This window comes from uncultured Eubacterium sp., assembly GCF_934561735.1.
GTDB lineage: Bacteria > Bacillota > Clostridia > Oscillospirales > Acutalibacteraceae > Eubacterium_R.
On sequence record NZ_CAKTGT010000002.1, the window covers coordinates 102,341 to 127,560 of the forward strand.

Here is a 25,220-nt window from a genome sequence, read left to right on the forward strand (position 1 = left end):
TTAATTACTCTCCTAAAACAGTACCAAGTTCAATATTATTACCTTGAAGGAATGACTTTGTGTCCATTCTTTTTTTACCGTCAAGCTGAAGCTCAAGAATTTCAAGGCAATGACCGTCACCGCAGCAGACAACAAGCCTGTTCCTATTATCTACAATTTCACCGGCTTTATTTGCGGTAATGTCTGTATGAACGGTTTTGTGAATTTTTAAGCTTTTAGTATTAACTGTTGTGGTTGCCACCGGCCAAGTTTGAAGTCCCCTAACCTGATTATGAATTTTATCTGCCGAATCGTTCCAATTAATCGGACACATTGATTTGTTAATCATAGATGCGTATTGACATTCTATGTCAGCTTGTTTTGTTGCAACGGCAGTGCCGTTTTTTATCATATCAAGAGTTTTAACAAGAGCACTTGCACCGATTGCAGATAATCTGTCAAATAGTTCGGCGCTTGTTTCATTTTCGCCTATTTCGGTTTTTTCAACATACAAAACATCGCCTGTATCAAGACCCTCATCCATTTGCATAATAGAAACGCCTGTTTCTTTGTCGCCGTTGAGGACAGCCCATTGAATAGGTGCTGCACCTCTGTATAACGGCAGGAGCGAAGCGTGAACATTTATGCAACCGTATGGTGCGGCTTCAAGAATTTCTTTCGGCAAAATTTTACCGTATGCCACAACAACGATTACATCAGGTGCAATTTCTTTAATTATTTCGACAGAATTTGAACCTTTGATTTTTTCCGGTTGATAAACAGGAATGTTATGCTTTTGAGCACAAACCTTTACTTCTGGAGGTGTCAAAATCTGTTTTCTGCCAACCGGTTTATCCGGCTGAGTAAAAACAGCCGCAACTTCGTGCTTGGCTTCAATTAACTTTTCAAGGCAAGGTACAGCAAAATCCGGAGTACCCATAAAAACTATTTTCATCAGCCTTCCAACTTTCCGATAACTTTTGATACAAATAAAATTCCCTCAAGGTGGTCGAGTTCGTGACAGAAGCATCTTGCTTTCAGTTCTTCACCTGTATAGATGTGCCATTTACCTGTCCTGTCCTGAGCTTTAACCTGAACTTTGGCAGGACGCTTACAAACACCGTACTTACCCGGTACAGACAGGCAACCCTCAGATTCGGTTTGTTCTCCCTCTGTCATTGTTATTTCGGGATTAACAAGTTCTATCGGACCGTCGCCACAGTCAATAACAACAACTCTTTTGAGCATACCGACTTGCGGAGCGGCAAGACCGACTCCGTTTGCATCATACATTGTATCAAACATATCATCAATAAGGGTTGAAAGTTTGTCATCAAACTTTTCAATTTTTCTGCATTTTTTATTTAAAACAGGATCACCTATTTCAACAATATTTCTTAAAGCCATAATACTTCCTCTTTTTATGATATATCCGGTGGATTTAAGCTAATACTAATGCTTATCTTAGAATATATCTTATCTTTGTTAACATCTTTTAAGATTTTTGTTATCATTTGACGAATTCTTTGTGAATTTTTACACTTAATTGCCAAACGGTATCTGTATGTATTGTTTATTTTTGAAATCTTTGCAGCCGTAGGACCTAAGACAACAAGTTTAATATCCTTGTATTCATCGCTGTTATATGCCACAAGACGGTCAAAAAATGCCTTTGAACACAGTGCAACCGTGTTTTCGTTTTCACCTGTAAAGGTTGCTGAATAAATATCGCAAAACGGCGGATAAATCATAAGCTTACGCATCAAAATTTCATTGTTATAAAAGCCGATATAATCCTGACGCGAGGCAAAATCGATAGTTTCATTTTGCGTATTAATTGTTTGAATAATCGCTGTCCCTGAATTATCACGCCTACCGGCTCTGCCGACAACCTGTGTTATCAGATCAAAGGAACGCTCACTTGCTGTGTAGTTTTGGTCATACAGAGAATTATCTGCATTAACAACACCCACAAGCGTTACATCCTCAAAATCGAGCCCTTTTGCAACCATCTGCGTGCCGATTAAAATATTGTATTCCTTATTTGCAAATTGCTCAAGGAGTTTTTCGTGAGAAAACTTTCCAGTGGTTGTATCGGCGTCCATTCGCAAAATTTTAGCATTTGGCAAAAGTGCTTGCAATTCTTCTTCAATACGCTGAGTGCCGAAGCCGCTGTATCTGACTTCCTCACTTCCGCATTCCGGACATATATTATCGAGTTTTTTTGTAAAGCCGCAATAATGGCACACCAAGCGATTGTTAAAGCTGTGATATGTAAGAGATATAGAGCAGTTGGGACAGGTTATAACATGTCCGCATTCGTTACAAGCAATAAATGTGTTATATCCCCTGCGATTAATCAGCAAAATTGCTTGTTTGCCGTTATCTATAGTTTGTGTTAAATGATGAAGAAGTATTGATGAAATAGGGCTTTTGTTGCCGCTTTTCATCTCGTTTTTCATATCAACAGTGATAACATTGGGCAAAACTGCATCGCCGTATCTTTGAGTTACGGTTGAAAGGGTATATTTGCCATTCAACGCATTGCTGTATGTTTCTATCGATGGCGTAGCCGAACACATAAGAAAATAAGCATTATTATACTTGGCTCTGAATCTTGCAACATCTTTGGCATTATAACGAGGTGTGCGTTCGGACTTATATGTCTGCTCCTGTTCTTCATCCATAACAATAAGTCCGAGATTATGAACTGGGGCAAATACAGCCGACCTTGTACCAACTACAATTTTTGCCATTCCTCTGTCAATTCGTTTATATTCGTCATTCCTTTCGCCTAAAGAAAGACCGCTGTGAATGACGGCAACTTTATCTCCGTACCGTTTATGAAATATATTCATAGTTTGCGGGGTGAGAGCAATTTCGGGAACAAGAACTATTACATCTTTATTTTCGCAAATTACATCGTCAATAAGTTTCAAATAAATTTGAGTTTTTCCGCTTCCTGTTATACCGAAAAGAAGCCCCGTTTTGCCGGAGCCGAGCTTTTGCTTATTGATTTGATATGCTTTTTGTTGCTCATCGGAAAGTATAATCTTACTGTTGTCTGTAGCAGTTTTACCTTCATACGGATTGCGATAAATTTCTCTGGAATAAAATTCGATTATTCCGTTTTTTTCTAAATTTTTAAGAACGGAAATACCTACGCTGCAAAATTCGCAAACTTCGTTTGCACCTGCAGAACCGATGTCGAGTAATAAATCACAAACTGTTTTTTGCTTTTTTGTGACATTTGAAAGTATGCCTTCGTCGTCAACGGCAAGTCTTACCATCCTTTCGGATTTAGATTTTAATATGCCGTATTTTCTCGGTAGCATTTGTTTTAGGCAATCATAAGTTGTGCAAAAACACCTTTCCTTAAGCCATAAAGCGAGTTTAACCATTTCGTCGGTAAGCACTTTTTCTTCAACGGTTTTGATTTCTTTCAGCCCAACGGAAGAATCTTCAAAAAGATTAACAATAATGCCATCCCTTGATTTATCTCCTCTGCCAAAAGGAACTGTTACCTTTGAACCGATTTGAGCAAATTTACAAAATTCATCAGGTACACGGTAACTGTAATCTGTATCAAAACTGAAAAAAGTGTTATCAACCGCAACGGTTGCTACAAGTGATTTCATTATTTTGACTTGATTTCGTCCGGCTCTTCGATTACATACTTGCCGTCCCAAATTTCTTCAATAGCTGTAGAAACGGTTTTTTCATTGAGAATAGTATCGTTTTCTACTGCTTCATCTCTGATTTCTCTTGCTCTTTTTGCAGTACCTACAACAAGACTGTATCTACTGTTTACATTTTTTAACATTTTCTTTAAATCCGGATTGAACATTACTTTATCTCCTTACTGTTAAGAGTTAATAACTCTTTGTTTATTATATTATTTATATTGTTTACACATTCGTCCAAATCATCATTGACTACAGTGTATTTGTACAGAGGTGCCATATCAATTTCCCTCTGTGCTATTTTCATACGATTTTTAACATCTTCGCTGTCGTTTGTTGAGCGGTTTATCAGTCTTTTTTCAAGAACTTTCAGGCTCGGTGGCAACAAAAATATTGAAATTGCATCAGGGCGTACTTTCAATATACTTTGAGCACCCTGAACGTCAATAATAAGAAAACATATTTTGCCGTCATTTATTGCTTTCTCAACCTCGGAAACAGGTGTGCCGTAGTAGCAATTATTATATCTTGCATATTCAAGAAGTTCATCATTTACAACCATAAGCTGAAAATCCGATTCGGATTTGAAGTAGTAATTGACTCCCTCAATTTCTCCTTCTCTCGGCTTACGAGTTGTTGCCGAAACAGATTCAACAACATCGTTCCTTAATTCTTTGATTGCTTTAAATACAGTGTCTTTACCGCATCCGCTCGGTGCAGATAAAATTATAAGCAAACCCTTGTTATTCGTCATTTTGCACCTCCACACCAAAGCGTGCGGCAATTTGTTTCAAGTCCATATAACTTAAAACAACATTGTCGCTGTCGGTAATAATAATACTCATTGTTTTTCGTCCGTGAGTTGCGTCAATAAGTGTTCCGTCTTCTTTCCCTTTTTGCACAAGCCTTTTAGCCGGTGCACTTTCGGGAGAGATAATGGAAATAACTCTGTCCGCATTAATCAAGTTTCCAAAACCTATATTGACTAAATTCATTTGATTCTCCGATTATATCAATTATTCGATGTTTTGAATTTGTTCTCTGATTTTTTCAACTTCTGCCTTTATATCAACAACTTTGCGTGCAATGTCAACATCGTTTGCCTTTGAGCCAATAGTGTTGGTTTCACGGTTGATTTCCTGAACCAAAAAGTCCATTTTTCTTCCGACAGGCTCATCGGATGAAATGAATGTATGGAGTTGTTCAATATGAGAACGAAGTCTTACTGTTTCTTCGGCAACGGCAACCTTATCGGCATAAATTGCAACCTCTTGCAGAATTCTGCTTTCATCAAGAGATACATCGCCTAAAAGTTCGTGAACTCTTTCAACAAGTTTGTCGTTATATTCTTTAACTGTTTGAGGTGAACGCTCTTCGATATATGAAACACAATCCAAAATAAATTGACCTCTTGAATAAATATCGTCTTTCATTTTTGAGCCTTCAACAGTTCTCATGGCAATGAATTTATCAATCGCTTCGGAGCAAACATCTTTAACATATCCCCAAAGCTTTTCTTCGTCATCTTCAGACTTTCTTAAAACAAGCACTTCAGGAAAACGCGAAATTGTTGAAGCACCGTAATCGTCCTTAAGGTTATAGGTTACGGCAATTTCTTTAAGAGCGTTAACATAAGCGTTTGCCAATGTGTGATTAACAACAACATCGGCTGTGTCTGTATTAAGTGCTTCGATAGAAACATAACATTCGATTTTTCCTCGGGAAACCTTACTGTTGACGAAAGATTTTAGTTTTTCATCAAGAAAACCGTATTGACGCGGAACTCTTGATGAAAATTCAAAATATCTGTGATTAACCGATTTAATTTCAACGGATATAACATAACCGTCTGTCTCTTTTTGGGCTCTGCCGAACCCAGTCATTGATTTTAACATTTTAAACCCCTTATGTAATAATTAAATATATTATATTTTACAAGAGAATTCAAGTCAACCATTTGTTAATAAATTGTTTACAAAATTAACTATTTGTTTACAAAATCAAAAAGCCTCATATTGAGGCTCTTGAAATAAAACATTATTTTGTTGTGGTTTGAGTTGTTTGTTGTGCCTGAGTTGTAGGAGCAACCGTTGTAGTTGTAGCAGTGGTTGTTTCTTCGGCTGCCATAAGTCCCGTGTAACCTTGATGAACAATTTCGGTATTTTTATCGTATAATCCCATATTCATCAAAAGGGGTAAAACATCATTGTTAAGAAAGTTTGAATCGGCACTTTCATCAATGATTTTGTAAGCCGTGGTTGATTTGTCGGTGTATTTAAGTGCTTCCTGAAGTCCCTCTATACCGTCAACTTCTTGAGCATCAACAAAAATATATGTGCCTTTAATTACAATAGTACCGGCATATGCTTCTTCAAGAGAAGTTGTTGTTTCGGTAGTGGTTTCTGTTGTGGTTTTTGTTGCACTTTTGTTGCCGAAGGAAATATTACCCGTAAAATAAAGAGCACAAAAAACAACGGCAATAATAACAATAATCAAAATAACAACAGGAGCTTTGTTTGATTTTTTGTTAGGGTCTTTTTTAAATCTGTGGCGTTCAAGAGTTGGCTTTTTTTCTTCTTCAATATGAGTTTCGTTCATATCAACATTAATACCGCCATCCTGATAAGACGCATCAGACTTTTTATGTACAACAAGAGGTGCGTCAAGTTGTTCTTCTCTTATTTCATCACTCATAATTATTCTCCTGTTTCTGAAATATATTTTTCAATTTTGTTTACTATAGCTGTAATTTTTTCATCATTATCAACCGGTAAAAACGGGCTTCTCGGAACTCCGGCGTTAACGCCGAATCTTTGAGAAATTACATTTTTTGCGGCACCGTAAAGTGAAGGCAAAGCGAGCAAATCAAAAATTACATCATTAATTTTATATTGAAGCTCTTTTGCTTCAGAGATACGGTTTTCGTTAATTAATTTGTCAAGCTTTACAAAAAGCTCAGGCATAGTGCCGTATGTACCGCCGATTCCTGCATTTGCACCCATAAGTCTGCCTCCGAGGAATTGCTCGTCCGAGCCGTTAAAAATTATAAAATCATCCCCTGCCGCAGTTCTGTATCTTTCCATATTGTAAACAGGCTCTTCGGAATTTTTAATGCCTATTACCTTTGGATTTGCCGCCATTCTTTTAAACAAATCCAACGGAAGATTAAATGAAGTAAGCTGAGGAATATTGTAGATAATAAACGGTAAGTCTGTTGAGTCTATAATACCGTTCCAATGCTTTTCAACGCTTGCCGGTGATAGATGATAATATACAGACGGAACAGCCGATACAGCGTCTACACCGATTTTTTCGGCGTGTTTTGCAAGTTTTATACTCTCTTTTGTACCTGCACAGCCGACATGAACAATTATCGTAAAGTTATCCGATGCGGCTTCTTTAACAGCTTCGGCAACTTTCATTCTTTCTTCTGTTGAAAGCAAAAATCCTTCACCGGTAGAACCGCAAACATAAACACCTTTTACGCCTTTTGATTCATAGACTTTAACAAGTTTTTTTATTTCTTCAATATTAATTTCATCGTTTTCGTCATATATTGTATTGAGTGCAACAAATACACCTTTAAATTTTTCAAGATTCATAACAATTCTCCAAATATATATTTTAATAAATAATATCACAGAATAATATTTTTTTCAATAATATTGTTGAATTGTAATATATTAATTGATATAATTATCAATATGAGGAATAACGAAGAAATTTTAAAGCAAATTAAGGGCGGCCTTATTGTTTCCTGTCAAGCATTAAAGACCGAACCTTTATACGACTCTTACATTATGTCCAAAATGGCATATGCAGCTATGCTCGGCGGTGCCGTAGGTATCAGAGCAAATACAATAGTTGATATTTTGGCAATAAGAGAAAGAGTTGACTTACCGATTATCGGCATTATCAAAGAGGAATACGATGACAGCGATGTTTACATTACTCCTACAATGAAAGAAATCGATGCACTTGTTGAAATCGGATGTGATATTATTGCAACAGATGCAACAAGTCGTCTGCGTCCGAACGGTGTTTCGTTTGAAGAATTTTTCAAAGAAGTTCGTGCAAAATATCCTAATCAACTCTTTATGGCTGACACTTCTTGCTTTGAAGAAGGTAAAAAAGCAGTTGAACTCGATATTGATTTAATCGGTACAACAATGGCAGGATATACACCGTATACCAAAGGCAGAAATCTTCCCGATGTTGAACTTGTACACAGATATGCTACAGAACTTAACAAGCCTGTTATTGCAGAGGGTGGCATTTGGTGCCCCGAAGATTTAAAGACTGTATACAAAGCAGGTGCATTCAGTGCGGTATGCGGTACTGCAATTACCAGACCTATGGATATTACAAAACGATTTGTAAAATCACTGGAGGAATAACATGAAAATACTCTGTTTTGATATTGGCGGAACATTTATTAAGTACGCTGTATGTAATGAAAACTTTGAACTTTCGGATAAAAAGAAAGTACCTACAAATGCCAAAGAAGGCGGTCAGGTTATTATAAAAAGAATAATTGAAATTATTGAAAGCTATGATAATATTGATCGTGTAGCAATATCTACTGCCGGACAAGTAGACAGCGAAAACGGTATAGTTGTTTATTCAACAGATAATATTCCCTATTATACCGGAATGATGGTTAAAAGTATTATTGAAAACAAAACAGGAATTCCTACCTATGTTGAAAATGATGTAAACGCCGTTGCTTTGGGCGAAGCTCGTTTTGGTGCGGCAAAAGGTCAATCCGATTTTGTAAGTTTAGCCCTTGGTACAGGTATAGGCGGTGCAATTTATCTTAACAATAAACTTTACAAAGGTTCAACATCTGCAGCCGGAGAAATCGGTCATATGATTACTCATGCAGGCGGTAAGCAATGTACCTGCGGCGGTGAGGGCTGTTTTGAATGTTACGCATCTGCAAACGCTTTGATTAATGCAGTAAATAAAATCTCCGATGAACCGCTTGACGCTTTTCAAATATTTGAAAAAGAGAATATGTCTAAACCTGAAATTAGATCAGAAATTGATAAATGGATTGATGAAATTATTCTCGGCTTAATAAATATAATCTATATATTTAATCCTCCGTTAATTGTTATCGGCGGCGGTATTATGAATGAGGATTATATTATTGAATTAATTGACAGAAAAATATATAATCGACTTATGGAAAACTTCCGTAATGTTAAAATCGAAAGAACAAAGCTCGGCGGTGACTCTGCACTTTTGGGTGTTGCTTCAGAAGCGGCAAAATTATAAAAATCGGGAAGCGAACTGTTTCGCTTCCCTTTTTTAACAAAGATAAAATGTAACTCCCGACTGAATCAGCCGGGAGTAATTAATTTATATTTACTTTTTTATCTGTACATTGGACCGTACCTCAAATCTAATCAATTTGAAACTATTTAGCCCATTGGAATTTACCTCTTTATCATAAATTTTAATCTAAAAAGATAATATTTAGTACATTGGAGTTTACCTCTCAATAATATTTGTTTGAATTTTAAGAGCCATCTACTCTGATTACCTGCAGGATGATAATCCTATATATCCTTACTATTAACTTTTACCGACACCTACAAGTATTTACCCAACCCTGCAATAACTAATTAATATCTCATAAGATCTCAGCCGGTGATTAATTCCGTTTTAATACCCGCGACTGTCAAAGTTCCGTTATCTATTGGGATACTGTATAGGTGGCTGGTGTATCAATCTGAAGTTTCATATCTCCAGCCTCCTTTCGATTATCGAACTCTTCCTTAAGTTCAACTAAATATTAGCATACTTTTTGTTAATTGTCAATAGTTTTTTTCAACTTTTTTAAAAAAATATGTAAAAACTCACAAATGAATGTTCCCTATTGACTAATTTATATATTAATATTATAATAAGAAACAGAAATGGGGTGTTAATATGGAAAATGAAGAAATCTATGAACCGGACCTTCTCTCTGTTACAGATGAGGACGGTAACGAAATCGTTTTTGAACTTCTTGAAAGATACGAAACAGATGATGATGTTTATGTTGCTATTACAGAATATCACGATACAGCCGAAGAAATCGTTGATGCCGATTATGAAGTTATTATTCTCAAGGTTGTTGAAGATGAAAACGGCGACGAATATCTTGAAGAAATTCAAGACGAAATGGAATATGAGCAAATTTCAGACATTCTTATGGCAAAAGTTGAAGAAAAGTTTGATGTTGAATATTTTGAACCTGAGCAGTAATATTTTGTTGTTTACTACATAATCTAATAATGTCTACGCATCTCGACAACCTATTGCCCAAATAACCCGAACAAATATTTTAAATTAGGGAACCAGACTCCGATTTATGGGAATGCAGACCTCCCCGTTTTTACGGGACGCTGGGAGCACAAAATTTATTGGGTGGTGCCCACCTGCCTTTAACAGCAGGTTATATTCGGCATAGGCGGATGTGTGGATATTTCTATAAACTCAAGTGATTTACTTGGGTTTATTTTTTTGCTGCTAATTTTTAATAAAAAATAACGGACAGGTTTCCCTATCCGTTATATTCAGTAAATAATTAAATTATTCGCCCTTCATTTCAAGGAGTTTAGCCTTGCCTTCGAATGAAGCCTTTGAAAGTGCGATAGAATCAAAGATAGCTGCTTCGATGTCGTCAGGAGTACATCCGAGTTCCTTTGTGTCATCTGTTGGGATGAAGAGATTCATACCCATGATGTCTGCAAGTCCTACAGGATCGATACCTGAATCAACATTTCTCTTTGCATAGTCTTTTCTCATAACAAGACCGAAAGCCTGGAATGTCCACTTAGGAACATCAACAATCTTTCTGTCAGGAATTCCGTCCATTGCTCTGTAAACAATCTTAAGGAATTCTCTCCAAGTAAGGTTGTAGCAAGAAATACCGTATGCTCTTGCACCCTTAACTTGCTCTGCGGCACCTACGATAGCTTCACCAACCTGGCGAACCGTAAGCATTGCTGTGCCTCCCTTTGGATACATTGTGAAAGGCATCTTTTCAAATCTTTGAAGTTGTTCAATAAGGATAACCCAAACAGGTCTTCTGCCAGGTTGAGTACCAAAGATATATGGGAGTTCAAGAACAGCTACGCCCATATCGTCATCGGCATACTTGAAAGCAACATTTTCCTGGTCAACTCTTGAGCGAATATATGGATGCTTTTCGCAAAGTTTCATATCAGGACGCTCTTTTGCAAGCCAAGCAAAGTATGAACCAAGAACTACGCAACGCTTAACGCCGCACTTCTTAGCCATAGCAAGGCATCTGTCTACAGGGTCGATGTTGTACTTCTTGTAAGCTTCATATACAGGAGCCGGGAATTCAACTCTTTCGTCTACGCCTGCAGCGTAAACAAAAGCATCCATGCCTGTCATAGCCTTTTCAAGTTCTTCATCTGTGAGTTCAAGGAAGTTACCGAATTCAATTTCCATTTCTTTTGGAATCGGAGCACCTTCCGGAAGAGGAGGAAGAGCAATGGTTTTTACCTTGTGTCCTCTGTCAATAAAAATTTGTGCAGCTGCCGAGCCAAGAAGACCGGTACCGCCGAAAATCAATACGTTCATAATACCCTCCCGTATTTAAAATAATTTCAACATTTCTATATTACTACAAAATTTGCCATTCGTCAATGATTAAAGTTAATAATTTGTTTATTTTTTTAATTGTGCATAATCTTTTGCGTTAATATAGCCGTCATGATTGATATCAACATAAGGACTGTAATCGGATTTGTTTACATTTGACGGATAAATATTATCAAAAATCGGCTGTTGCTTTACGGAAGTGTATACTGTTTCATTATTCAATAAAGCGTATTGCAATTCTCCATCCTGTTCGCCCATGCCGGCACTCATACCTTCAAATTCTGTTATTTTATATTCCTTGTTTGTTTTTAGGTCATAGCAATTTATTGTTGCGGTATTATTCGAAGATGTACTGAAATACAACACATCATTAATCATTGTTATTTGACCTAAAGGAACTTTCATTCCGTTTCCATATGATAAATAAACAGATGGATATTTTTTATTATTCAAAATTGCAGTATTTCCATTTTCATCTCTTTTGATGATATTAACCAAAAAATTTGAAGCGTCTAAATCAAGATAATAATAACAATTTTGATATGTAAAGATATTGCAGGTGTAGTTATTCCAAAAAGCCTCATCATATGAATAATCGGTGCATGCTACATTGTAAGGATAAACCATACCTGTGTGTTCTTTGTATGTCTGAAATTCATATGTGCTTTTTAAAAAATATTCGTGAGAAAATCTGCCCATGGTATTTGTATCAACATTCGAAAACGAAGTGTCATCCCAAGTTAAATCCGCATTGTACCAATTATTATTTATATACACAGTATTCCATGCATGTCCCATAGAATTGGAAATGACATATTTTGTAGGAATATTAAGTTTGCTCAATACAGCCGAGTACATTAATGCATATCCGGCACATACAATTTTTCTGTCTTTTACAAAACCGTAAGCGGAGTGATAAACAACTTCATCTCCGTTGTTCAGATTAGGATAAACAGCCAAATTACAAATATAGTCGTGAACCGTTAAAGCTTTTTGTAAATCGGACATACCGTCATTTGTTTTGGCTAATATTTTGTTCATCTCATTATTAAACAAAATTTTGGCTGAGTTAATTTCGGAAACGGAGGATAAGGCATAAGCAGGAACAAAACTTACAACATATGTTGTTGTAGTATTATAACTGTATGTAATATTTGTTGAAACAAAGAACAAATCCGGATTGCCGTTTATAATATTTGAAATAACAATGGCAGCCTGGGTATTCGGAATTTTATATTTTGCAAGATCAATTCTGCTTTGCATTGAGAGCAAACCCTGAATGATTGTGTTTTCCATTTCTTTTGCGGTTTTTTCATCAGGATTGAAAAAATCAAAATTAACATCCGTATCTGGTGTGTCGCTGTTTTCTTCAGAAGCAACCGTTGAATTACCGAATTTAACATTTGCATAAACTGCAAACGGAGAAAATACGGTAATTATAAACAAGACCGAAATCAGCATACATAACATTTTTTTCAAAATATCATCCCCTTCTGTTTTATTTCTCTTTAATAACATAATAACTAAAAAACAGTGCCCCGTCAAGAGCACTGTTTAAAAGTGTGATATTTTTTATTATACAGGATGAACCTTTGTTTCGATATTATCGTGTTTACCGTCAAGTCCGTACTTTTTATCTCTTCTCTTTTCAAAGAATTTAACGGCTACCTGACCAAACTGAGCATATGACAAAATATCTTCTTCCTGCTCATAATATTCTGCAATTTCGCTCTTGAATTGCTCAATAGTATCATTAAGCAAATCGGCAGGACGGCAAGTAATGATTTCGTCATCACCTACAATCTTCTTTTGGAATTCAGGGTCGATTTCACAAGGAGTCGAGCCATACTTACCTGCAATAAGGTCTTTAAATTCCTTTGTAACCATCTTGTATCTTTCACCCATAATAACATTGAATACAGCCTGTGTACCAACGATTTGTGATGATGGAGTTACAAGAGGCGGATAACCTGCGTCCTTACGAACACGAGGAACTTCAGCAAGAACTTCTTCAAGTTGATCTTCCTTGCCCGCTTGTTTAAGCTGACTGTTAAGATTAGAAAGCATACCGCCGGGTACCTGATAAAGAAGAGTGTTTGCGTCTACACCGAGCATCTTAGGATCGAGAAGTCCGCTGTCAAGATACTTTTGACGAAGAGGAGCAAAGAAATCTCTGATTTCACTGAGTGCTTTGAGGTCAAGTCCTGTGTCATATTCAGTGCCTTTAAGAGCGGCAACCATAGATTCTGTTGCAGGATGTGATGTACCCATAGCAAGCGGTGACATAGCTGTGTCAATTACATCAACACCGGCTTCAATTCCTTTGAGGAGAACCATTGAAGCAAGTCCCGAAGTGTAGTGAGTATGAAGTTGAATAGGAATTTTAACGGTTTCTTTAAGAGCCTTAACCAAATCATAAGTTCCGTAAGGAGTAAGAAGACCTGCCATATCCTTGATACAAATTGATGAAGCACCTGCATTTTCAAGTTGTTTTGCATAATGGCAATAATAATCTACATCAAAAACAGGGCCTGTTGTATATGATATAGCGGCTTGAACGTGTCCGCCGTATTTATTTGCGGCATTAATGGCAGTTTCGAGGTTACGAACATCATTAAGTGCGTCAAAAATACGAAGGATATCAATACCGTTGTCGATACTTTTCTTTACAAAATAATCTACAACCTCATCGCTGTAATGACGATAGCCGAGCATATTTTGTCCTCTGAAAAGCATTTGAAGCTTTGTGTTAGGACATTTTTTTCTGATAGTACGAAGTCTTTCCCAAGGATCCTCGTCAAGAAAACGAAGACATGAGTCAAATGTTGCACCGCCCCAACATTCCAAAGAATGATAGCCGATTTTATCCATTTGAGGAAGAATGTCAACAAATTCCTCTGTTCTCATACGAGTGGCAATCAATGACTGATGTGCATCACGGAGAACAGTTTCTGTAATTCCGATTTTAGCCATAGTGCACCTCTTATGCCAAAGTGATGATAGTTTGACCTGCTTCTACAGTATCACCCTTATTTACATTGATTGAAGCAACTGTTCCGTCTTGAGGAGCAACAATTTCGTTTTCCATCTTCATAGCTTCAAGAATTACAAGTACCTGACCTGCCTTTACAGCAGTGCCGTTTGATACCTTTACATCAAGAATGTTACCCGGCATAGGAGCGTCAACTTTAACGCTTCCGGCAGCAGCCGGTGCAGGTGCTGCTTTTGGTGCTGCCTGAGGAGCCGGAGCAGCGGCAGGTGCCGGTGCCGGAGCAGAAGCAACAGGAGCAGCTGATGAAGTGCCTTCTTCAACTGTTACATTATATGGTGTTCCGTTAACTGTAATTGTGTAATTTTTCATTTTTATATCCTCCGATTATTTAACAGAATGTTTTCTTGGAATAGTTGTTTCTCTCTTGCTCATAAGCATATCAAGATAAGAAGCAATCTTTGTTCTTGTTTCCTCAGCCGGGAAAACATCATCAACAGCGCCGCAAGCAGCTGCAGTAAATGCAGAACCGACTGTCTCTTTATATTCGGCTTCAAGCTTTGCTCTGTCTTCACCGTCTGCAAGTCTGTCGTTATAAAGAAAAGCAACGGCAGCTTCAACATCAAGAGGTGAAGCAACAGCATTTTGCCAAGCCAAAGTAACATCGGCATTTGCACCTTTACCGGCAAGAATAATATATGATGCACCGATAGCCTGTCCTGTAATCAAGCTAATTTTAGGACAAGTTGCACTTGCATATGCTGTTGTAAGCTTTGTAGCGGCAACAAGCATTTGTGCATCTTTGCCTTTTGTAAGACCTGTAGAGTTTGCAACGGTGATAACAGGAATATTAAATGCGTCACAAAGCTTAACCATAGCCTCAGCCTTATATGCACAATTATGGCAAATTTCGTCATTGTTAAATGCAATAACACCGACAGTTGAACCTTCAACGGTACCAAGCTTTGTAATAACATGTTTTCCGTATTCGGCTTTAAATTCAACGGATAAGGTTGAATCAAGAACAGAATTAACAATATCTTCAACAGAAGCACCGTCAACTGCCGAAACAGAAGGAGCCGAATATTCAAAATCAACCATAGGAGCACTGTAAAGATTGTTTTTAGGAAGCATACAAATAACTTTTTTTGCTTCGTTTAAAGCTGAGTCAACATCATCGCACATAATATCAACTGTGCCGTTTTTTGCACTTTCTTCAACAGTTATATCACTTGGTGCGGTAATATAAAAATCGCTGTCCTTGCTTGCAATAACAACATCAGCCATATTTGCAATTAAAGCTGATGTACCAAGGCAAGCACCAGCAATAATGCTGACCTGAGGAACAACGCCCGAAAGCATTGAAGCGGCTTTTACAACTTCACCGAAAGCATTGAGAACCTCAAAGCCCTGTGTAAGCTGAACACCGTTTGAATCATAGATACCGACAACGCCGCAACCTGTTTTCTTTGCCAAAGAAAACACTTTTAAAATTTTTGCACATTGCGCAACGGTTACAGCACCGCTGTTTATATTGCTGTCTTGCGCAAAAGCATAGCATTCCGTACCGTTTACATAGCCGTAACCGGCAACGACCTCAACTTCACCGCTTTCGCCTTTTGCAAACGGATCAATCTCGGTAAAAATGCCTTCATCAAAAAGAGAAGCAAGTCTTTGAATTGCAACATTCTCTTTGTTTGAATTACCCATTAATAATCCTCCTTACGAGATAATAAGTTCCTTTGATATATAAAATTACCAAAATGACCTATTATTAATATTAACATTATTTTCTTATAATATCAATATAAAATTAAAAAAAGTCAGAGAAAATCTCCGACTTTTTTATCAATTTTCTTTATGTCCAGCAGAACGAAGAAGTTTTTTTACATCCTGCTCCGATAATTCCCTATAATCGCCCTGCTTTAACATCCCGAGTTTAATCGGACCGATTGAAATTCTTTTGAGTCTTGCAACCTCAAGGCCTTGACTTTCACACATTTTTCTGATTTGGCGGTTTCTGCCTTCGTGAAGAATAAATTCAAGAACCACTCTGTTTTCTTCTTCGGTTAAAACGGTTACTTCACACGGTGCGGTTTTTCTTCCGTCAATTTCAATACCGTTGCGAAGATTAAATAGAATTTCATCATTCACAGCCGGTCGAACCGTTACACGGTAAACCTTTGCATATTCGTGCGAAGGATGGGTCATACAATTTGTAAAAGAGCCGTCGTTTGTCAAAAGCAAAAGACCCTCACTATCTTTATCAAGTCTGCCTACGGGGTAAATTCTGCAACCGAAATTAGGAAGTAAATCCATAACGGTTTTTCTGCCGAGTTCATCCGATACGGTTGTTACATATCCGCGAGGTTTGTTGAGCATTATGTAAACCATTTTTCTGTTTTTTACATTTGTAAGCTTTTGTTTGCCGACAGTAACCAAATCTTTGCGAGGATTGATTTTCATCCCTATTTCGGCAACATGCCCGTTAACTTTAACTTTTCCGGCACGAATTAAATCTTCGCTCTTTCTTCGGGAAGCTACTCCCTGCTCTGCCATAAATTTTTGTAATCTTACTTCGTTGTTTGCCATACTTTTACACTTTCCGGAACTATAATATCTACAGTCCTAATTAATTTGTTGTTTGAGTATATTTCAGTTTTGCCGACTTTGGTATTTTGCAAAATCGGAGCATACAAAATAGGATAATAATAGTACTTAAAAGTTAAATTGTCAAGATATGAAACATCAAATTGTGTGGTGCATACAACCTTTTTTCTGTTTGTTCCGACACAATCGATTGATATATTTTCAGTTTTTGACAGGGTTTTATATTGATTTTTTGCGTAATCAAAAAGTTTTTTGTGGTCATTCCAATCATCGTAATCATTCAAAGTGACAATAATAATTGTGCTTCCTTTGTAATCATATGCACTGACAAGACATCTTCCGGATTTTTCGGTAAATCCCGTTTTAACGCCGATACAGTTCTCTGTTTGATAAAGAAGTTTGTTATGATTATATATGGTTTGAACATTGCCGTTTATTGTAACATCTGCTTTTTGAAGCTTACAAACAGAAGCAAAAATTTCATTATCAAGTGCATGAGAAGTCAGCAATGCCATATCATATGCCGTAGAGTAATGATTCTTGCTGTCAAGCCCGGACGGAGTTTCAAAATGTGTGTTTGACATTTTGAATTTTATAGCATACAAATTCATCAACTTAACAAACTCCGAAACGCTGCCTGAAGTGTAAACGGCAAGAGAATTTGCTGCATCATTACCTGACGCTAACAATGCACCTTTTATAAGATCCGAAACCGTAATTTTATCTCCGACTTTTAGGTAAATAAGTGAACCTTCGGTTTTATCAAGCATTTTGTTTGTAATCGTTACAATATCATTTTGTTTCAATTTTTCACAAGCGATAAGGCAGGTCATAATTTTTGTTGTAGACGCCATAGAACATTTTACATTACTTGACTTTTCGTACAAAACAGTTGAAGTTGACTTGTCTATTACAACTGCCTTTTGTGCGGAAATATTATTGCTTTTTGCACTTACGGTAAGCGGAAACAAAATAGTTAAAACGCATAAAATACAAATAAATTTTTTATACAAAACAATCACCTACATAAATATATGCAGGTGATTCTGTTTAATTAAAATTATTCTGCTTTTTCTTCTGCAGCCGAATCCTTTTTCTTTGCTTCGGTGAGTTCTGTAAGCTTATCAACAAGTTCAGGAATCATTGCAATAGCTCTGTCTGCGGATGATGTGTAATTGTTGATTTGCATAAGTCTAACCTTTGAATCCTGAATAACGATGAATGCAACAGGAGTAATGGAGATACCGCCTCCGCCTGCACCGCCGAAAAGTTCCTTATTTTGCTTTGACGGAAGGTCTGTACCGCCCGATGTAAAGCCGTAAGAAACCTTTGATACAGGGATAAGAGTGGTCTCACCTGTAACCATAGGCTCACCGATAATAGTTGAAACATCAACCATTTCTCTCATTTTTTCAAGTGTTGATTCCATTATTTTGTTTACCGGAGTTTCTTTCATAGTTCTTTCCCCTTATATTAATTACTTATTTTTTATTAAGTTAACCAGGAATTTTGCTCCTGCTTTAATACCTATTTTTAAAATCAGTGCAATATTTATAGATGCAATAAGCTGAAATTCATATTCATTTGCGGGTGCGATAAAATCGGGTTGTATGTAATCATCATATTGGTCAACCTTCATACCGTTTAAAATCATACCCTTTAAAGGGTAATAAAAACCGCAAATTCTGCCGTATGCTCTTGCAATTTCGTCTGCATCGGCACCACCGACTATCATTTTAACATATAATGAGTAAATATGCAAACCTTTAAATAAAGTTATCACGGCAGTATTTAAAGTTTCCACCAAATTTGATGCCAAAAGCATAATTCCGACTATACCGTCTTCGTCAATTATTTTAGCAATAGGATTTTTCTTTGGTTGCTGTTTTAGCTCGGTTTTAGGTTTCTCCGGCTCAACTTTAACCTCGGAATTATCATTTGTTTCTTTTTTATTTTCTTTTGGTTCAGTGACCTGTTTTACCTCTTCTTTATTTTCTTGAATAACAGGTTTTGCAGAATCTGCTTTGTTTTTTTTCTTTTCTTTCTGTTTCTCAGCGGCTTCCTTGCCTGCTTTATCGGGAAACAAAACAAAGTTTAAAATTTTTGAAAGTTCAACATCTTTTTTTATAAAAAGGACTTGAACAGTTGTGTGCCATCCGTTGTCATAAATAACAGTTGCTTCAGCCGAAAGAGAAAGAATAATAGCAAAAAGTAAAACTATGACAGCTAAAATTATCAAAAAAGTTTTCATTTATTCCTCCTCAATATGAGCAATTTCGGATATTTCTTTTTCTTTTAGTATATCAGATTTATTTTCTTTGTCAAATAAAGAAGTTTGACTGTCGTCTTTTGCAATACTTTCAACTTCTTCGGTTTTCGGTAAATCAGGTAAATCTTCAAGAGAATTAAGAGAAAAACATCTTAAAAACCTGTCCGTTGTTCCGTAAATAAGAGGTCTGCCCGGCAGGTCCATTCTTCCCTTTTCTTCAATAAGTCCTTTTTGAACAAGTGATGAAATCGGACCCGAACAGTCAACTCCTCTTACCTGTTCAATAAACGAACGAGTAACGGTTTTGTTATATGCAATAACCGCAAGTACCTCAAATGCCGCGTTACTGAGCGGAGCGTTCTTTTTTATTTCCATCAGTTTGCGAACTTCATCGCTGTATTTTTCTCTGGTGCAAATTTGATACTTGTTATCTACTCTGATAAGCATTAAGCCCGAATTTCGTTCGTCATATTGGGCACTTAAATGCTCAAGCATTTTTTCGGTTGTTTCTATATCAATATCAAGAACTTCGGCAAGCTTTGTCGGTTCAACCGGGTCTCCGGCGGCAAAAAGCATTGCTTCAAGCGTTGATACTAAGTTTTCTGTTTTATTCAAGGTTATCTACCTCTTTGGTTTCATTAACTATTTTAACGGTTGGATTGTGCATATCGCCCTCAACCGTAATTTTTTTTGTTTTTGTAAGTTCCAATACTGCCAAAAAAGTTGCAACAATGTCCGATTTTGATTTTGCACCGTCAAACAGTGATAAAAAATTAACTTTTTTACCGCTCCAAAGTTTACGCATAACCGTTCTTACTTTAGAAGCAACATTGACAAACTTTTTTGCAACTATAACTTTAAACGAATCGATAGGCGGCGGAAGTCGTCTTTGAGCTTTGCCTGCAACATTTATATATGCGTCCAAAAGTTCATCAGGTTCGTGAAATCGCTCGTAATCATAATTCACCCAGCCGCCCTGCGGTTGACGAACAAACCTTCCGAAACCGTCTGTTTGATTTGAAAGTTTTTCAGCCATAAGTTTACAATCACGATATTCGATTAATTCACCTGTAAGCTCTTTTTTAAGAACTTCTGCTTCTTCGTGACGAGGAAGCAAAGATACGGTTTTGATATAAATCAATCTTGCCGCCATTTCAAGGAAGTCACCTGCAACATCAAAATCAGCTTCTTCCATTTGACGAACATAATCGAGATATTGATTTACAAGTTCTACAATCGGAATATCATTTATATTCAGTTTATGTTTACTTATAAGGTGCAACAAAAGATCCATAGGACCTTCAAACACCTCAATTTTATAGGTTAAATTATCCATAAAGCCTCTTATTAATAAAGATGAAACACTAAATTAGGAAGAATAGATATAATATTCAAAAGCTTACCTGTTAAAAATGAAATTGGAGTGTCAAGTACACCGGTGAAAAGTAAAATCATAAGAGCAATCATGATATATCTTTCATACATCATATATTTGTAATAAAGCTTGTCAGGCAAAACGGCTGCCAAAATCTTTGAGCCGTCAAGCGGTGGAATTGGGAACAAATTAAACACTGCAAGCATAACATTGATTTGTGCTGAATAAAGAAAGAAATAAGCAACTGCACTTCCTATTGCGGATGAGCCGGTAAACTTTGTAAAGATAAAGAAACCCCAAACCGAAACAAAGCCCATAAGAAGATTTGCAAGCGGACCTGCAAGTGCGGTCAAAGCCATACCGCCTTTTTCATTTTTAAAGTTTCTCGGATTAATTGGCACGGGATTTGCATAACCGATACCAAAGAGAAAAATCATAACCGTACCGATAGGATTAAGGTGGGCAAAAGGATTGAGTGACAATCTTCCCTCTCTTTTTGCCGTATCGTCACCGAGCAGGTGTGCCATCAGTCCGTGAGCCAATTCGTGAATAGGTAAACAACAGAATACAACAAAGCATCTTGAAAGAACGGCAATAATTGCAAGTAAATATTCTCCCTGCTGTATATATCTGAAAATTGAAATCATATAATCACCTTTTTGCAACAACCATTCTGTCGTTGCCATACATATCTTTTTTTACTTCAACATTATTGAATTCGGTTAACACATCAGCAATGTCTTTTCCCTGCTCTTCTCCGATTTCAAGCATTAAAATACCGTTTGATTTTAGTTTAGATGACCATTTTGTATTTATTATTCTGTAAAAATCGAGTCCGTCATTTCCTCCGTCAAGAGCCATTTGCGGTTCTTTTTTAACTTCATCCTGCAAATCAGCTAAATCCGAAGTTTTAATATACGGCGGATTTGAAATAATCAAATCTGCATTTTCAATATCGATATCATTAAAAATATCGTCATTAATCAAAATGACATTGTTACAATCTTTAGCATTTTTTTCTAAATATTTAAATGCTTCTTTGCTTTTTTCTATACAGTAAACTTTTGAATCCGGTACAGCTTTCGCAATGCTGACGCCGATACATCCGCTTCCCGAACACAAATCAATTATAACAGGATTGGTAACAGTCTTTAAATATTTAACGGCAAGGTCAACAAGTTCTTCTGTTTCGGGACGGGGAATTAAAACTCCCTCTCCTACATAAAACTCACTTTCATAAAAATCCCATTTGCCGATAACATATTGAAGCGGTTCGCCTGTTTTAAGGTTCCATAAGCAATCTGCAAGCCGTTTCGTAATTACAAAATCGTCTTTATGAGCGTGATATTCGCTGTTTTTGATTCCCGCTACATAGCAAACAACGGTTAAAGCTTTAAAATCAGCCTCATCAACACCATTTGCCTCTAAAAAACTTACGCTGTAACTGTATGCTTCCTTAACATTCATCGTTTAATTTCGTCATCCTCAATATTATCGGTAATAACAGCTTTTATTGAAGCAATACCGACTTCTATTATATCATCTTCAGGCTCTTTGGTAGTAACTCTTTGCATCCATAAACCCGGAGCGGATACTATTCTGACAAACAAATTGTCATGCTTACCGGCATATCTGATAAATTCATAGCCGATACCCATAATAAGCGGAATAAGCGGTAATTTAATAAGCATCCACGCCACTGTATTTTGCTTAAGTTCAGCCGGAACAACAAGTGAAAGAAGAGTAACAATAACAATACTTAAAATAAGCATTACAAACATAAATGATGTACCGCATCTTGGATGAAAGCGAGTACATTTTTTTACATTTTCCACTGTGAGTTCCTCGCCGGCTTCATAGCAAGCAATACTTTTGTGTTCGGCTCCGTGATATTTAAAAAGTCTTTTTATATCTTTCATTTGAGAAACCAAAAGCATATAAACAACAAAAATAAATATTTTCATACAGCCTTCGATTGTTCCTTGCCACGGGGTAAGTGACATATGTGCCGCAGCGTTTATTTTATTAAATATAAACACAGGAAGAAAGAAAAAAATCAAAAATGCAAGAGCAAAGCCGAGAACACTTGCAAAACCCATAATTATATCCATGAATTTATCGCCTAATTTATCGGTAATCCACTTTTCAAATTTATTCATTTCAACATCTTCAAGGTCTTCCATTCCCGATGCCTCAGCTGAATACATCAAAAGCTTGTACCCCATAATCATCGACTCAAAAAAAGCAACAATTCCACGAATGATAGGAATACCGAAAAATTTGTTTTTATCTTTTAAATGATTAAATTTATGATATTCTACAAGAATGGAATTATCGGTTTTTCTGACGGCAGTTGCAATGCCTCTCGGCCCCTGCATCATAACGCCCTCTATAAGAGCCTGACCGCCTACAGAAGTGATGTGTTGTTTTTTACTCATTAAAATAACCTTTCAAATTTTAGTTTTGGTGCGGTGCTTCCAGCAAAGGAAGATGAATTGTTACTAAAGTGCCTTTACCCTCCACACTGTCTATATCCAAATAACCGTTATGCAAGTTAACGATTTCTGTTGTTACCGCAAGACCGATACCTGAACCTTTAACGCTTACATTAGCCTTATAAAACTTTTCTTTTACATGTGGCAAATCTTCTTCTGATATGCCGCAACCCTGGTCGGCAATCGCAATTTTTACAAAATCTTTATCATCTTTTTTCTCAAATTCGGCTTTTACAAGAATTTTACTGCCCGGTCGTGAATATTTTAGTGCATTATCAAGAATGTTCATAAAGACCTGTTTAAGTCTGTTTGCATCTGCATTTGCAATACAAGGAACTTCCGGAATGCTGTATTTTACTTCATATCCTTCACGAACGGCACGCTCAATGAATGTAAACAGTGTTTCTTCAAGCTCGGCAAGAATATCTACATTTGCAAGGCGGAGTGTCATTCTTCCGCTTTGAAGCCTTGAGAAATCAAGCAATTCTTCTACAAAGCCTTCAAGTCTGCCCGCTTCCTTAACGATAACCTGCAAGCCTTTTTGCGTTAATTCGTCAACATTGTCTTGGTTGCCGAGGGTCAGCGTTTCGCCCCATCCCTTAATAGATGTAAGCGGTGTACGAAGCTCGTGAGAAATGGTTGAAATAAAATCATTTTTCATTTTATCAGCAGTAGCAATCTCCGAAGCCATTGTATTGATACTGTCGGCAAGGTCACCGATTTCGTCATTATATTTCTTTTCTATTCTGACATCAAGGTTGCCCTCGGCAATCTTTTTTGTTGCCTGATTGACTTCCTTAAGCGGAGTTATAATAGTTCTGATAAAATAAAGGTTGGAAAGTATAATTATAGCAAGAATAATCAAAAAGATAACAGCTATAAGGACCGACATGCTCGCAATTTGACGGTCAACATTGTCAACAGCTGTCATTACACGGATTGCACCGACTTTAGTGTCATCGGAACTTTTTATCACTCTGCAAACAGCCATAACTTTTTGACCGTTTGACAATTTACCGACAAATTTACCTTTGCCGTCAGAATCTTCCATAGCGACTTTATAATCCGGCATATCCTGTTTTTGCACTCCAAAACCGTTGGATGATATAATAACATTGCCTTCGTTGTCAACAATCCAAACCGTTGTTGAATCCTTGTTTGAATATGTGTCAATATAAAGTGCTGCAGACGATTCAAGAGATTCACCGTTATTTATGTTATTTTCAAAATAGTTGATTGCAGAATCCGAAGCCGCCGAATTAACAATGCTTTCAACAGAATTATAATAATAAACTTTTATAAGAGATGTGCAAATGATAAATGCAACGGTAAACAGCAAAACAATTAATCCGATAATCAAAATCAACCATCTTCTTGTAATACCTTCGATTTTTTTGCTTTTAAATTTTTTCATAAAATCAGCATTAAAATCTTTGTTCATTTGCTAAAAAACTCAACTTTCTGTTTATTGTTCGCTTGTAATCCACTTGTATCCGAGTCCCCAAATTGTAACAAGTCTTGTAGGACTTGACGGATTATCTTCTATTTTCATACGAAGACGACGAATATTAACATCAACAATCTTTTCATCGCCGAAATAATTTGCTCCCCAAACTTGTTTTAAAATGTCATTTCTTGACAATGCAGCATTTGGATTGCGGAAGAAATACTCAACAATTTGAAATTCTACTTGGGTAAGTTCAATCATATTGCCCGATTTTAAAAGAGTTCTGTTTCGAAGATTAAGTTCAAACTCGTCAAGAATGATGCTGTCTGAATTCGATTCACCTTTTTTAAAGCCTCTTGTCATTTCAACTCGTCTGTAAATAGCGTCAACTCTTGCCATAAGTTCGCTCGGAGAAAACGGTTTTGTAACATAATCGTCGGCACCGAAGAGCAAACCTGTTACTTTATCCATTTCCTGAGTTTTAGCACTGAGCATAATGATACCTAAATCCGACGAAAGTTTACGGAGTTCCTTGCATACGGCAAGACCGTCAAGCTCCGGCATCATAATATCGAGAATCGCAACATCAAAGCCTTCTTCGTCCTGTTTGAATTTTTGAAGTGCAACAAGTCCGTTTTCAGCCTGTTCAACAGTATAGCCCGAACGAGAAAGGTTTATTACAATAAACTCTCTGATGGATTCTTCATCTTCGGCAACAAGTACCTTTTTCATATTTACACCGTACCTTTC

28 protein-coding genes and 1 other RNA gene are annotated in these 25,220 nt (G+C 36.8%); 4 read left to right on the top strand and 25 right to left on the bottom strand.

Features of this window, described 5'->3' with window-relative positions:
• Positions 1 to 4: 4 nt before the first annotated feature.
• The 9 genes from fmt to Q0E08_RS02480 all read right to left on the bottom strand — a co-directional run bounded on the left by fmt (position 5) and on the right by Q0E08_RS02480 (position 7,264).
• Positions 5 to 934 (bottom strand): methionyl-tRNA formyltransferase, encoded by a 930-nt coding sequence (fmt, locus tag Q0E08_RS02440; RefSeq protein WP_294775897.1) that lies wholly within the window; start codon positions 932 to 934, stop codon positions 5 to 7.
• The gene (gene def / locus Q0E08_RS02445; RefSeq protein ID WP_294775899.1) at positions 934 to 1,386 is read right to left on the bottom strand and encodes a peptide deformylase; all 453 of its coding nucleotides are present in this window, start codon (positions 1,384 to 1,386) and stop codon (positions 934 to 936) included. Before def ends, fmt begins: the two co-directional genes overlap by 1 nt.
• Positions 1,387 to 1,400: 14 nt before the next feature.
• Positions 1,401 to 3,617, bottom strand: coding sequence for a primosomal protein N' (priA, locus tag Q0E08_RS02450; protein ID WP_294775902.1), 2,217 nt, complete (start codon positions 3,615 to 3,617; stop codon positions 1,401 to 1,403).
• On the bottom strand, positions 3,617 to 3,826 hold the full coding sequence (rpoZ, locus tag Q0E08_RS02455; protein WP_294775904.1) for a DNA-directed RNA polymerase subunit omega: 210 nt from the start codon (positions 3,824 to 3,826) through the stop codon (positions 3,617 to 3,619). Before rpoZ ends, priA begins: the two co-directional genes overlap by 1 nt.
• Positions 3,826 to 4,416, bottom strand: a complete 591-nt coding sequence (gene gmk / locus Q0E08_RS02460; protein WP_294775907.1) for a guanylate kinase — start codon at positions 4,414 to 4,416, stop codon at positions 3,826 to 3,828. The genes rpoZ and gmk overlap by 1 nt, the downstream gene beginning before the upstream one ends.
• Positions 4,406 to 4,657: a DUF370 domain-containing protein gene (locus Q0E08_RS02465; protein WP_294775909.1), complete on the bottom strand. Its 252-nt coding sequence runs from the start codon at positions 4,655 to 4,657 to the stop codon at positions 4,406 to 4,408. The genes gmk and Q0E08_RS02465 overlap by 11 nt, the downstream gene beginning before the upstream one ends.
• A gap of 21 nt (positions 4,658 to 4,678) precedes the next feature.
• Entirely contained in the window at positions 4,679 to 5,557 is an 879-nt protein-coding gene (locus tag Q0E08_RS02470; protein WP_294775912.1) for a YicC/YloC family endoribonuclease, read from the bottom strand.
• A 142-nt stretch (positions 5,558 to 5,699) separates the two neighbouring features.
• On the bottom strand, positions 5,700 to 6,356 hold the full coding sequence (locus Q0E08_RS02475) for a hypothetical protein (protein ID WP_294775915.1): 657 nt from the start codon (positions 6,354 to 6,356) through the stop codon (positions 5,700 to 5,702).
• A gap of 2 nt (positions 6,357 to 6,358) precedes the next feature.
• A complete protein-coding gene (locus Q0E08_RS02480) occupies positions 6,359 to 7,264 on the bottom strand; it encodes a dihydrodipicolinate synthase family protein (RefSeq protein ID WP_294775918.1) in 906 nt (301 codons plus the stop codon).
• A 102-nt stretch (positions 7,265 to 7,366) separates the two neighbouring features.
• Here Q0E08_RS02480 and Q0E08_RS02485 point away from each other — a divergent pair, with 102 nt between their 5' ends.
• The 4 genes from Q0E08_RS02485 to ssrS all read left to right on the top strand — a co-directional run bounded on the left by Q0E08_RS02485 (position 7,367) and on the right by ssrS (position 10,141).
• Positions 7,367 to 8,059 carry an N-acetylmannosamine-6-phosphate 2-epimerase gene (locus Q0E08_RS02485; protein WP_294775921.1) on the top strand — a complete coding sequence of 231 codons (693 nt, stop codon included), beginning with the start codon at positions 7,367 to 7,369 and terminating at the stop codon, positions 8,057 to 8,059.
• 1 nt (position 8,060) lies between these two features.
• Positions 8,061 to 8,942, top strand: coding sequence for an ROK family protein (locus tag Q0E08_RS02490; RefSeq protein ID WP_294775923.1), 882 nt, complete (start codon positions 8,061 to 8,063; stop codon positions 8,940 to 8,942).
• 657 nt (positions 8,943 to 9,599) lie between these two features.
• The gene (locus Q0E08_RS02495) at positions 9,600 to 9,917 is read left to right on the top strand and encodes a DUF1292 domain-containing protein (protein WP_177664257.1); all 318 of its coding nucleotides are present in this window, start codon (positions 9,600 to 9,602) and stop codon (positions 9,915 to 9,917) included.
• A gap of 27 nt (positions 9,918 to 9,944) precedes the next feature.
• Positions 9,945 to 10,141: non-coding RNA, 6S RNA (gene ssrS / locus Q0E08_RS02500), on the top strand.
• Positions 10,142 to 10,244: 103 nt separating this feature from the next.
• Here the strand turns inward: ssrS and Q0E08_RS02505 are convergent.
• The 16 genes from Q0E08_RS02505 to Q0E08_RS02580 all read right to left on the bottom strand — a co-directional run bounded on the left by Q0E08_RS02505 (position 10,245) and on the right by Q0E08_RS02580 (position 25,202).
• On the bottom strand, positions 10,245 to 11,264 hold the full coding sequence (locus Q0E08_RS02505; protein ID WP_294775929.1) for an NAD(P)-dependent oxidoreductase: 1,020 nt from the start codon (positions 11,262 to 11,264) through the stop codon (positions 10,245 to 10,247).
• Between the two features lie 87 nt (positions 11,265 to 11,351).
• Positions 11,352 to 12,755, bottom strand: coding sequence for a transglutaminase domain-containing protein (locus Q0E08_RS02510; protein ID WP_294776855.1), 1,404 nt, complete (start codon positions 12,753 to 12,755; stop codon positions 11,352 to 11,354).
• A gap of 105 nt (positions 12,756 to 12,860) precedes the next feature.
• Complete coding sequence (locus tag Q0E08_RS02515) at positions 12,861 to 14,258, bottom strand: oxaloacetate decarboxylase subunit alpha (protein WP_294775932.1); 1,398 nt, start codon at positions 14,256 to 14,258, stop codon at positions 12,861 to 12,863.
• Positions 14,259 to 14,268: 10 nt separating this feature from the next.
• Complete coding sequence (locus Q0E08_RS02520) at positions 14,269 to 14,646, bottom strand: biotin/lipoyl-containing protein (protein ID WP_294775935.1); 378 nt, start codon at positions 14,644 to 14,646, stop codon at positions 14,269 to 14,271.
• Between the two features lie 15 nt (positions 14,647 to 14,661).
• Entirely contained in the window at positions 14,662 to 15,984 is a 1,323-nt protein-coding gene (locus Q0E08_RS02525) for a carboxyl transferase domain-containing protein (protein WP_294775936.1), read from the bottom strand.
• A 138-nt stretch (positions 15,985 to 16,122) separates the two neighbouring features.
• On the bottom strand, positions 16,123 to 16,866 hold the full coding sequence (locus Q0E08_RS02530; RefSeq protein WP_294775938.1) for a pseudouridine synthase: 744 nt from the start codon (positions 16,864 to 16,866) through the stop codon (positions 16,123 to 16,125).
• Entirely contained in the window at positions 16,848 to 17,897 is a 1,050-nt protein-coding gene (locus tag Q0E08_RS02535) for a D-alanyl-D-alanine carboxypeptidase family protein (protein WP_294775941.1), read from the bottom strand. The genes Q0E08_RS02530 and Q0E08_RS02535 overlap by 19 nt, the downstream gene beginning before the upstream one ends.
• Before the next feature lie 47 nt (positions 17,898 to 17,944).
• Positions 17,945 to 18,340, bottom strand: coding sequence for a GerW family sporulation protein (locus Q0E08_RS02540; RefSeq protein WP_294775944.1), 396 nt, complete (start codon positions 18,338 to 18,340; stop codon positions 17,945 to 17,947).
• A 21-nt stretch (positions 18,341 to 18,361) separates the two neighbouring features.
• Positions 18,362 to 19,135, bottom strand: coding sequence for a hypothetical protein (locus Q0E08_RS02545; protein ID WP_294775947.1), 774 nt, complete (start codon positions 19,133 to 19,135; stop codon positions 18,362 to 18,364).
• On the bottom strand, positions 19,136 to 19,768 hold the full coding sequence (gene scpB, locus Q0E08_RS02550) for an SMC-Scp complex subunit ScpB (protein WP_294775950.1): 633 nt from the start codon (positions 19,766 to 19,768) through the stop codon (positions 19,136 to 19,138). It lies immediately after the preceding gene.
• Entirely contained in the window at positions 19,761 to 20,489 is a 729-nt protein-coding gene (locus Q0E08_RS02555; RefSeq protein WP_294775953.1) for a ScpA family protein, read from the bottom strand. Before Q0E08_RS02555 ends, scpB begins: the two co-directional genes overlap by 8 nt.
• 11 nt (positions 20,490 to 20,500) lie before the next feature.
• A complete protein-coding gene (locus tag Q0E08_RS02560; protein WP_294775956.1) occupies positions 20,501 to 21,175 on the bottom strand; it encodes a site-2 protease family protein in 675 nt (224 codons plus the stop codon).
• A gap of 4 nt (positions 21,176 to 21,179) precedes the next feature.
• A complete protein-coding gene (gene prmC, locus Q0E08_RS02565; RefSeq protein ID WP_294775958.1) occupies positions 21,180 to 21,995 on the bottom strand; it encodes a peptide chain release factor N(5)-glutamine methyltransferase in 816 nt (271 codons plus the stop codon).
• Positions 21,992 to 22,966 (bottom strand): DUF1385 domain-containing protein, encoded by a 975-nt coding sequence (locus Q0E08_RS02570; protein ID WP_294775961.1) that lies wholly within the window; start codon positions 22,964 to 22,966, stop codon positions 21,992 to 21,994. Before Q0E08_RS02570 ends, prmC begins: the two co-directional genes overlap by 4 nt.
• A gap of 19 nt (positions 22,967 to 22,985) precedes the next feature.
• The gene (locus tag Q0E08_RS02575) at positions 22,986 to 24,437 is read right to left on the bottom strand and encodes a cell wall metabolism sensor histidine kinase WalK (RefSeq protein ID WP_294775964.1); all 1,452 of its coding nucleotides are present in this window, start codon (positions 24,435 to 24,437) and stop codon (positions 22,986 to 22,988) included.
• A 51-nt stretch (positions 24,438 to 24,488) separates the two neighbouring features.
• Positions 24,489 to 25,202, bottom strand: coding sequence for a response regulator transcription factor (locus Q0E08_RS02580; protein ID WP_294775967.1), 714 nt, complete (start codon positions 25,200 to 25,202; stop codon positions 24,489 to 24,491).
• Between the last annotated feature and the right edge of the window lie 18 nt (positions 25,203 to 25,220).

Coding starts and splice junctions, on each gene's coding strand:
- gmk (WP_294775907.1), bottom strand. CDS start 4,416: ATGACGAATAACAAGGGTTTGCTTATAATTTTATCTGCACCGAGCGGA.
- prmC (WP_294775958.1), bottom strand. CDS start 21,995: ATGAATGTTAAGGAAGCATACAGTTACAGCGTAAGTTTTTTAGAGGCA.
- Q0E08_RS02495 (WP_177664257.1), top strand. CDS start 9,600: ATGGAAAATGAAGAAATCTATGAACCGGACCTTCTCTCTGTTACAGAT.
- def (WP_294775899.1), bottom strand. CDS start 1,386: ATGGCTTTAAGAAATATTGTTGAAATAGGTGATCCTGTTTTAAATAAA.
- Q0E08_RS02530 (WP_294775938.1), bottom strand. CDS start 16,866: ATGGCAAACAACGAAGTAAGATTACAAAAATTTATGGCAGAGCAGGGA.
- Q0E08_RS02485 (WP_294775921.1), top strand. CDS start 7,367: ATGAGGAATAACGAAGAAATTTTAAAGCAAATTAAGGGCGGCCTTATT.
- fmt (WP_294775897.1), bottom strand. CDS start 934: ATGAAAATAGTTTTTATGGGTACTCCGGATTTTGCTGTACCTTGCCTT.
- Q0E08_RS02575 (WP_294775964.1), bottom strand. CDS start 24,437: ATGAAAAAATTTAAAAGCAAAAAAATCGAAGGTATTACAAGAAGATGG.
- Q0E08_RS02570 (WP_294775961.1), bottom strand. CDS start 22,966: ATGAGTAAAAAACAACACATCACTTCTGTAGGCGGTCAGGCTCTTATA.
- Q0E08_RS02470 (WP_294775912.1), bottom strand. CDS start 5,557: ATGTTAAAATCAATGACTGGGTTCGGCAGAGCCCAAAAAGAGACAGAC.
- Q0E08_RS02475 (WP_294775915.1), bottom strand. CDS start 6,356: ATGAGTGATGAAATAAGAGAAGAACAACTTGACGCACCTCTTGTTGTA.
- rpoZ (WP_294775904.1), bottom strand. CDS start 3,826: ATGTTCAATCCGGATTTAAAGAAAATGTTAAAAAATGTAAACAGTAGA.
- priA (WP_294775902.1), bottom strand. CDS start 3,617: ATGAAATCACTTGTAGCAACCGTTGCGGTTGATAACACTTTTTTCAGT.
- Q0E08_RS02555 (WP_294775953.1), bottom strand. CDS start 20,489: ATGGATAATTTAACCTATAAAATTGAGGTGTTTGAAGGTCCTATGGAT.
- Q0E08_RS02540 (WP_294775944.1), bottom strand. CDS start 18,340: ATGAAAGAAACTCCGGTAAACAAAATAATGGAATCAACACTTGAAAAA.
- Q0E08_RS02545 (WP_294775947.1), bottom strand. CDS start 19,135: ATGAAAACTTTTTTGATAATTTTAGCTGTCATAGTTTTACTTTTTGCT.
- Q0E08_RS02510 (WP_294776855.1), bottom strand. CDS start 12,755: ATGTTATGTATGCTGATTTCGGTCTTGTTTATAATTACCGTATTTTCT.
- Q0E08_RS02520 (WP_294775935.1), bottom strand. CDS start 14,646: ATGAAAAATTACACAATTACAGTTAACGGAACACCATATAATGTAACA.
- Q0E08_RS02490 (WP_294775923.1), top strand. CDS start 8,061: ATGAAAATACTCTGTTTTGATATTGGCGGAACATTTATTAAGTACGCT.
- Q0E08_RS02515 (WP_294775932.1), bottom strand. CDS start 14,258: ATGGCTAAAATCGGAATTACAGAAACTGTTCTCCGTGATGCACATCAG.
- Q0E08_RS02480 (WP_294775918.1), bottom strand. CDS start 7,264: ATGAATCTTGAAAAATTTAAAGGTGTATTTGTTGCACTCAATACAATA.
- Q0E08_RS02560 (WP_294775956.1), bottom strand. CDS start 21,175: ATGATTTCAATTTTCAGATATATACAGCAGGGAGAATATTTACTTGCA.
- Q0E08_RS02580 (WP_294775967.1), bottom strand. CDS start 25,202: ATGAAAAAGGTACTTGTTGCCGAAGATGAAGAATCCATCAGAGAGTTT.
- Q0E08_RS02505 (WP_294775929.1), bottom strand. CDS start 11,264: ATGAACGTATTGATTTTCGGCGGTACCGGTCTTCTTGGCTCGGCAGCT.
- Q0E08_RS02525 (WP_294775936.1), bottom strand. CDS start 15,984: ATGGGTAATTCAAACAAAGAGAATGTTGCAATTCAAAGACTTGCTTCT.
- Q0E08_RS02465 (WP_294775909.1), bottom strand. CDS start 4,657: ATGAATTTAGTCAATATAGGTTTTGGAAACTTGATTAATGCGGACAGA.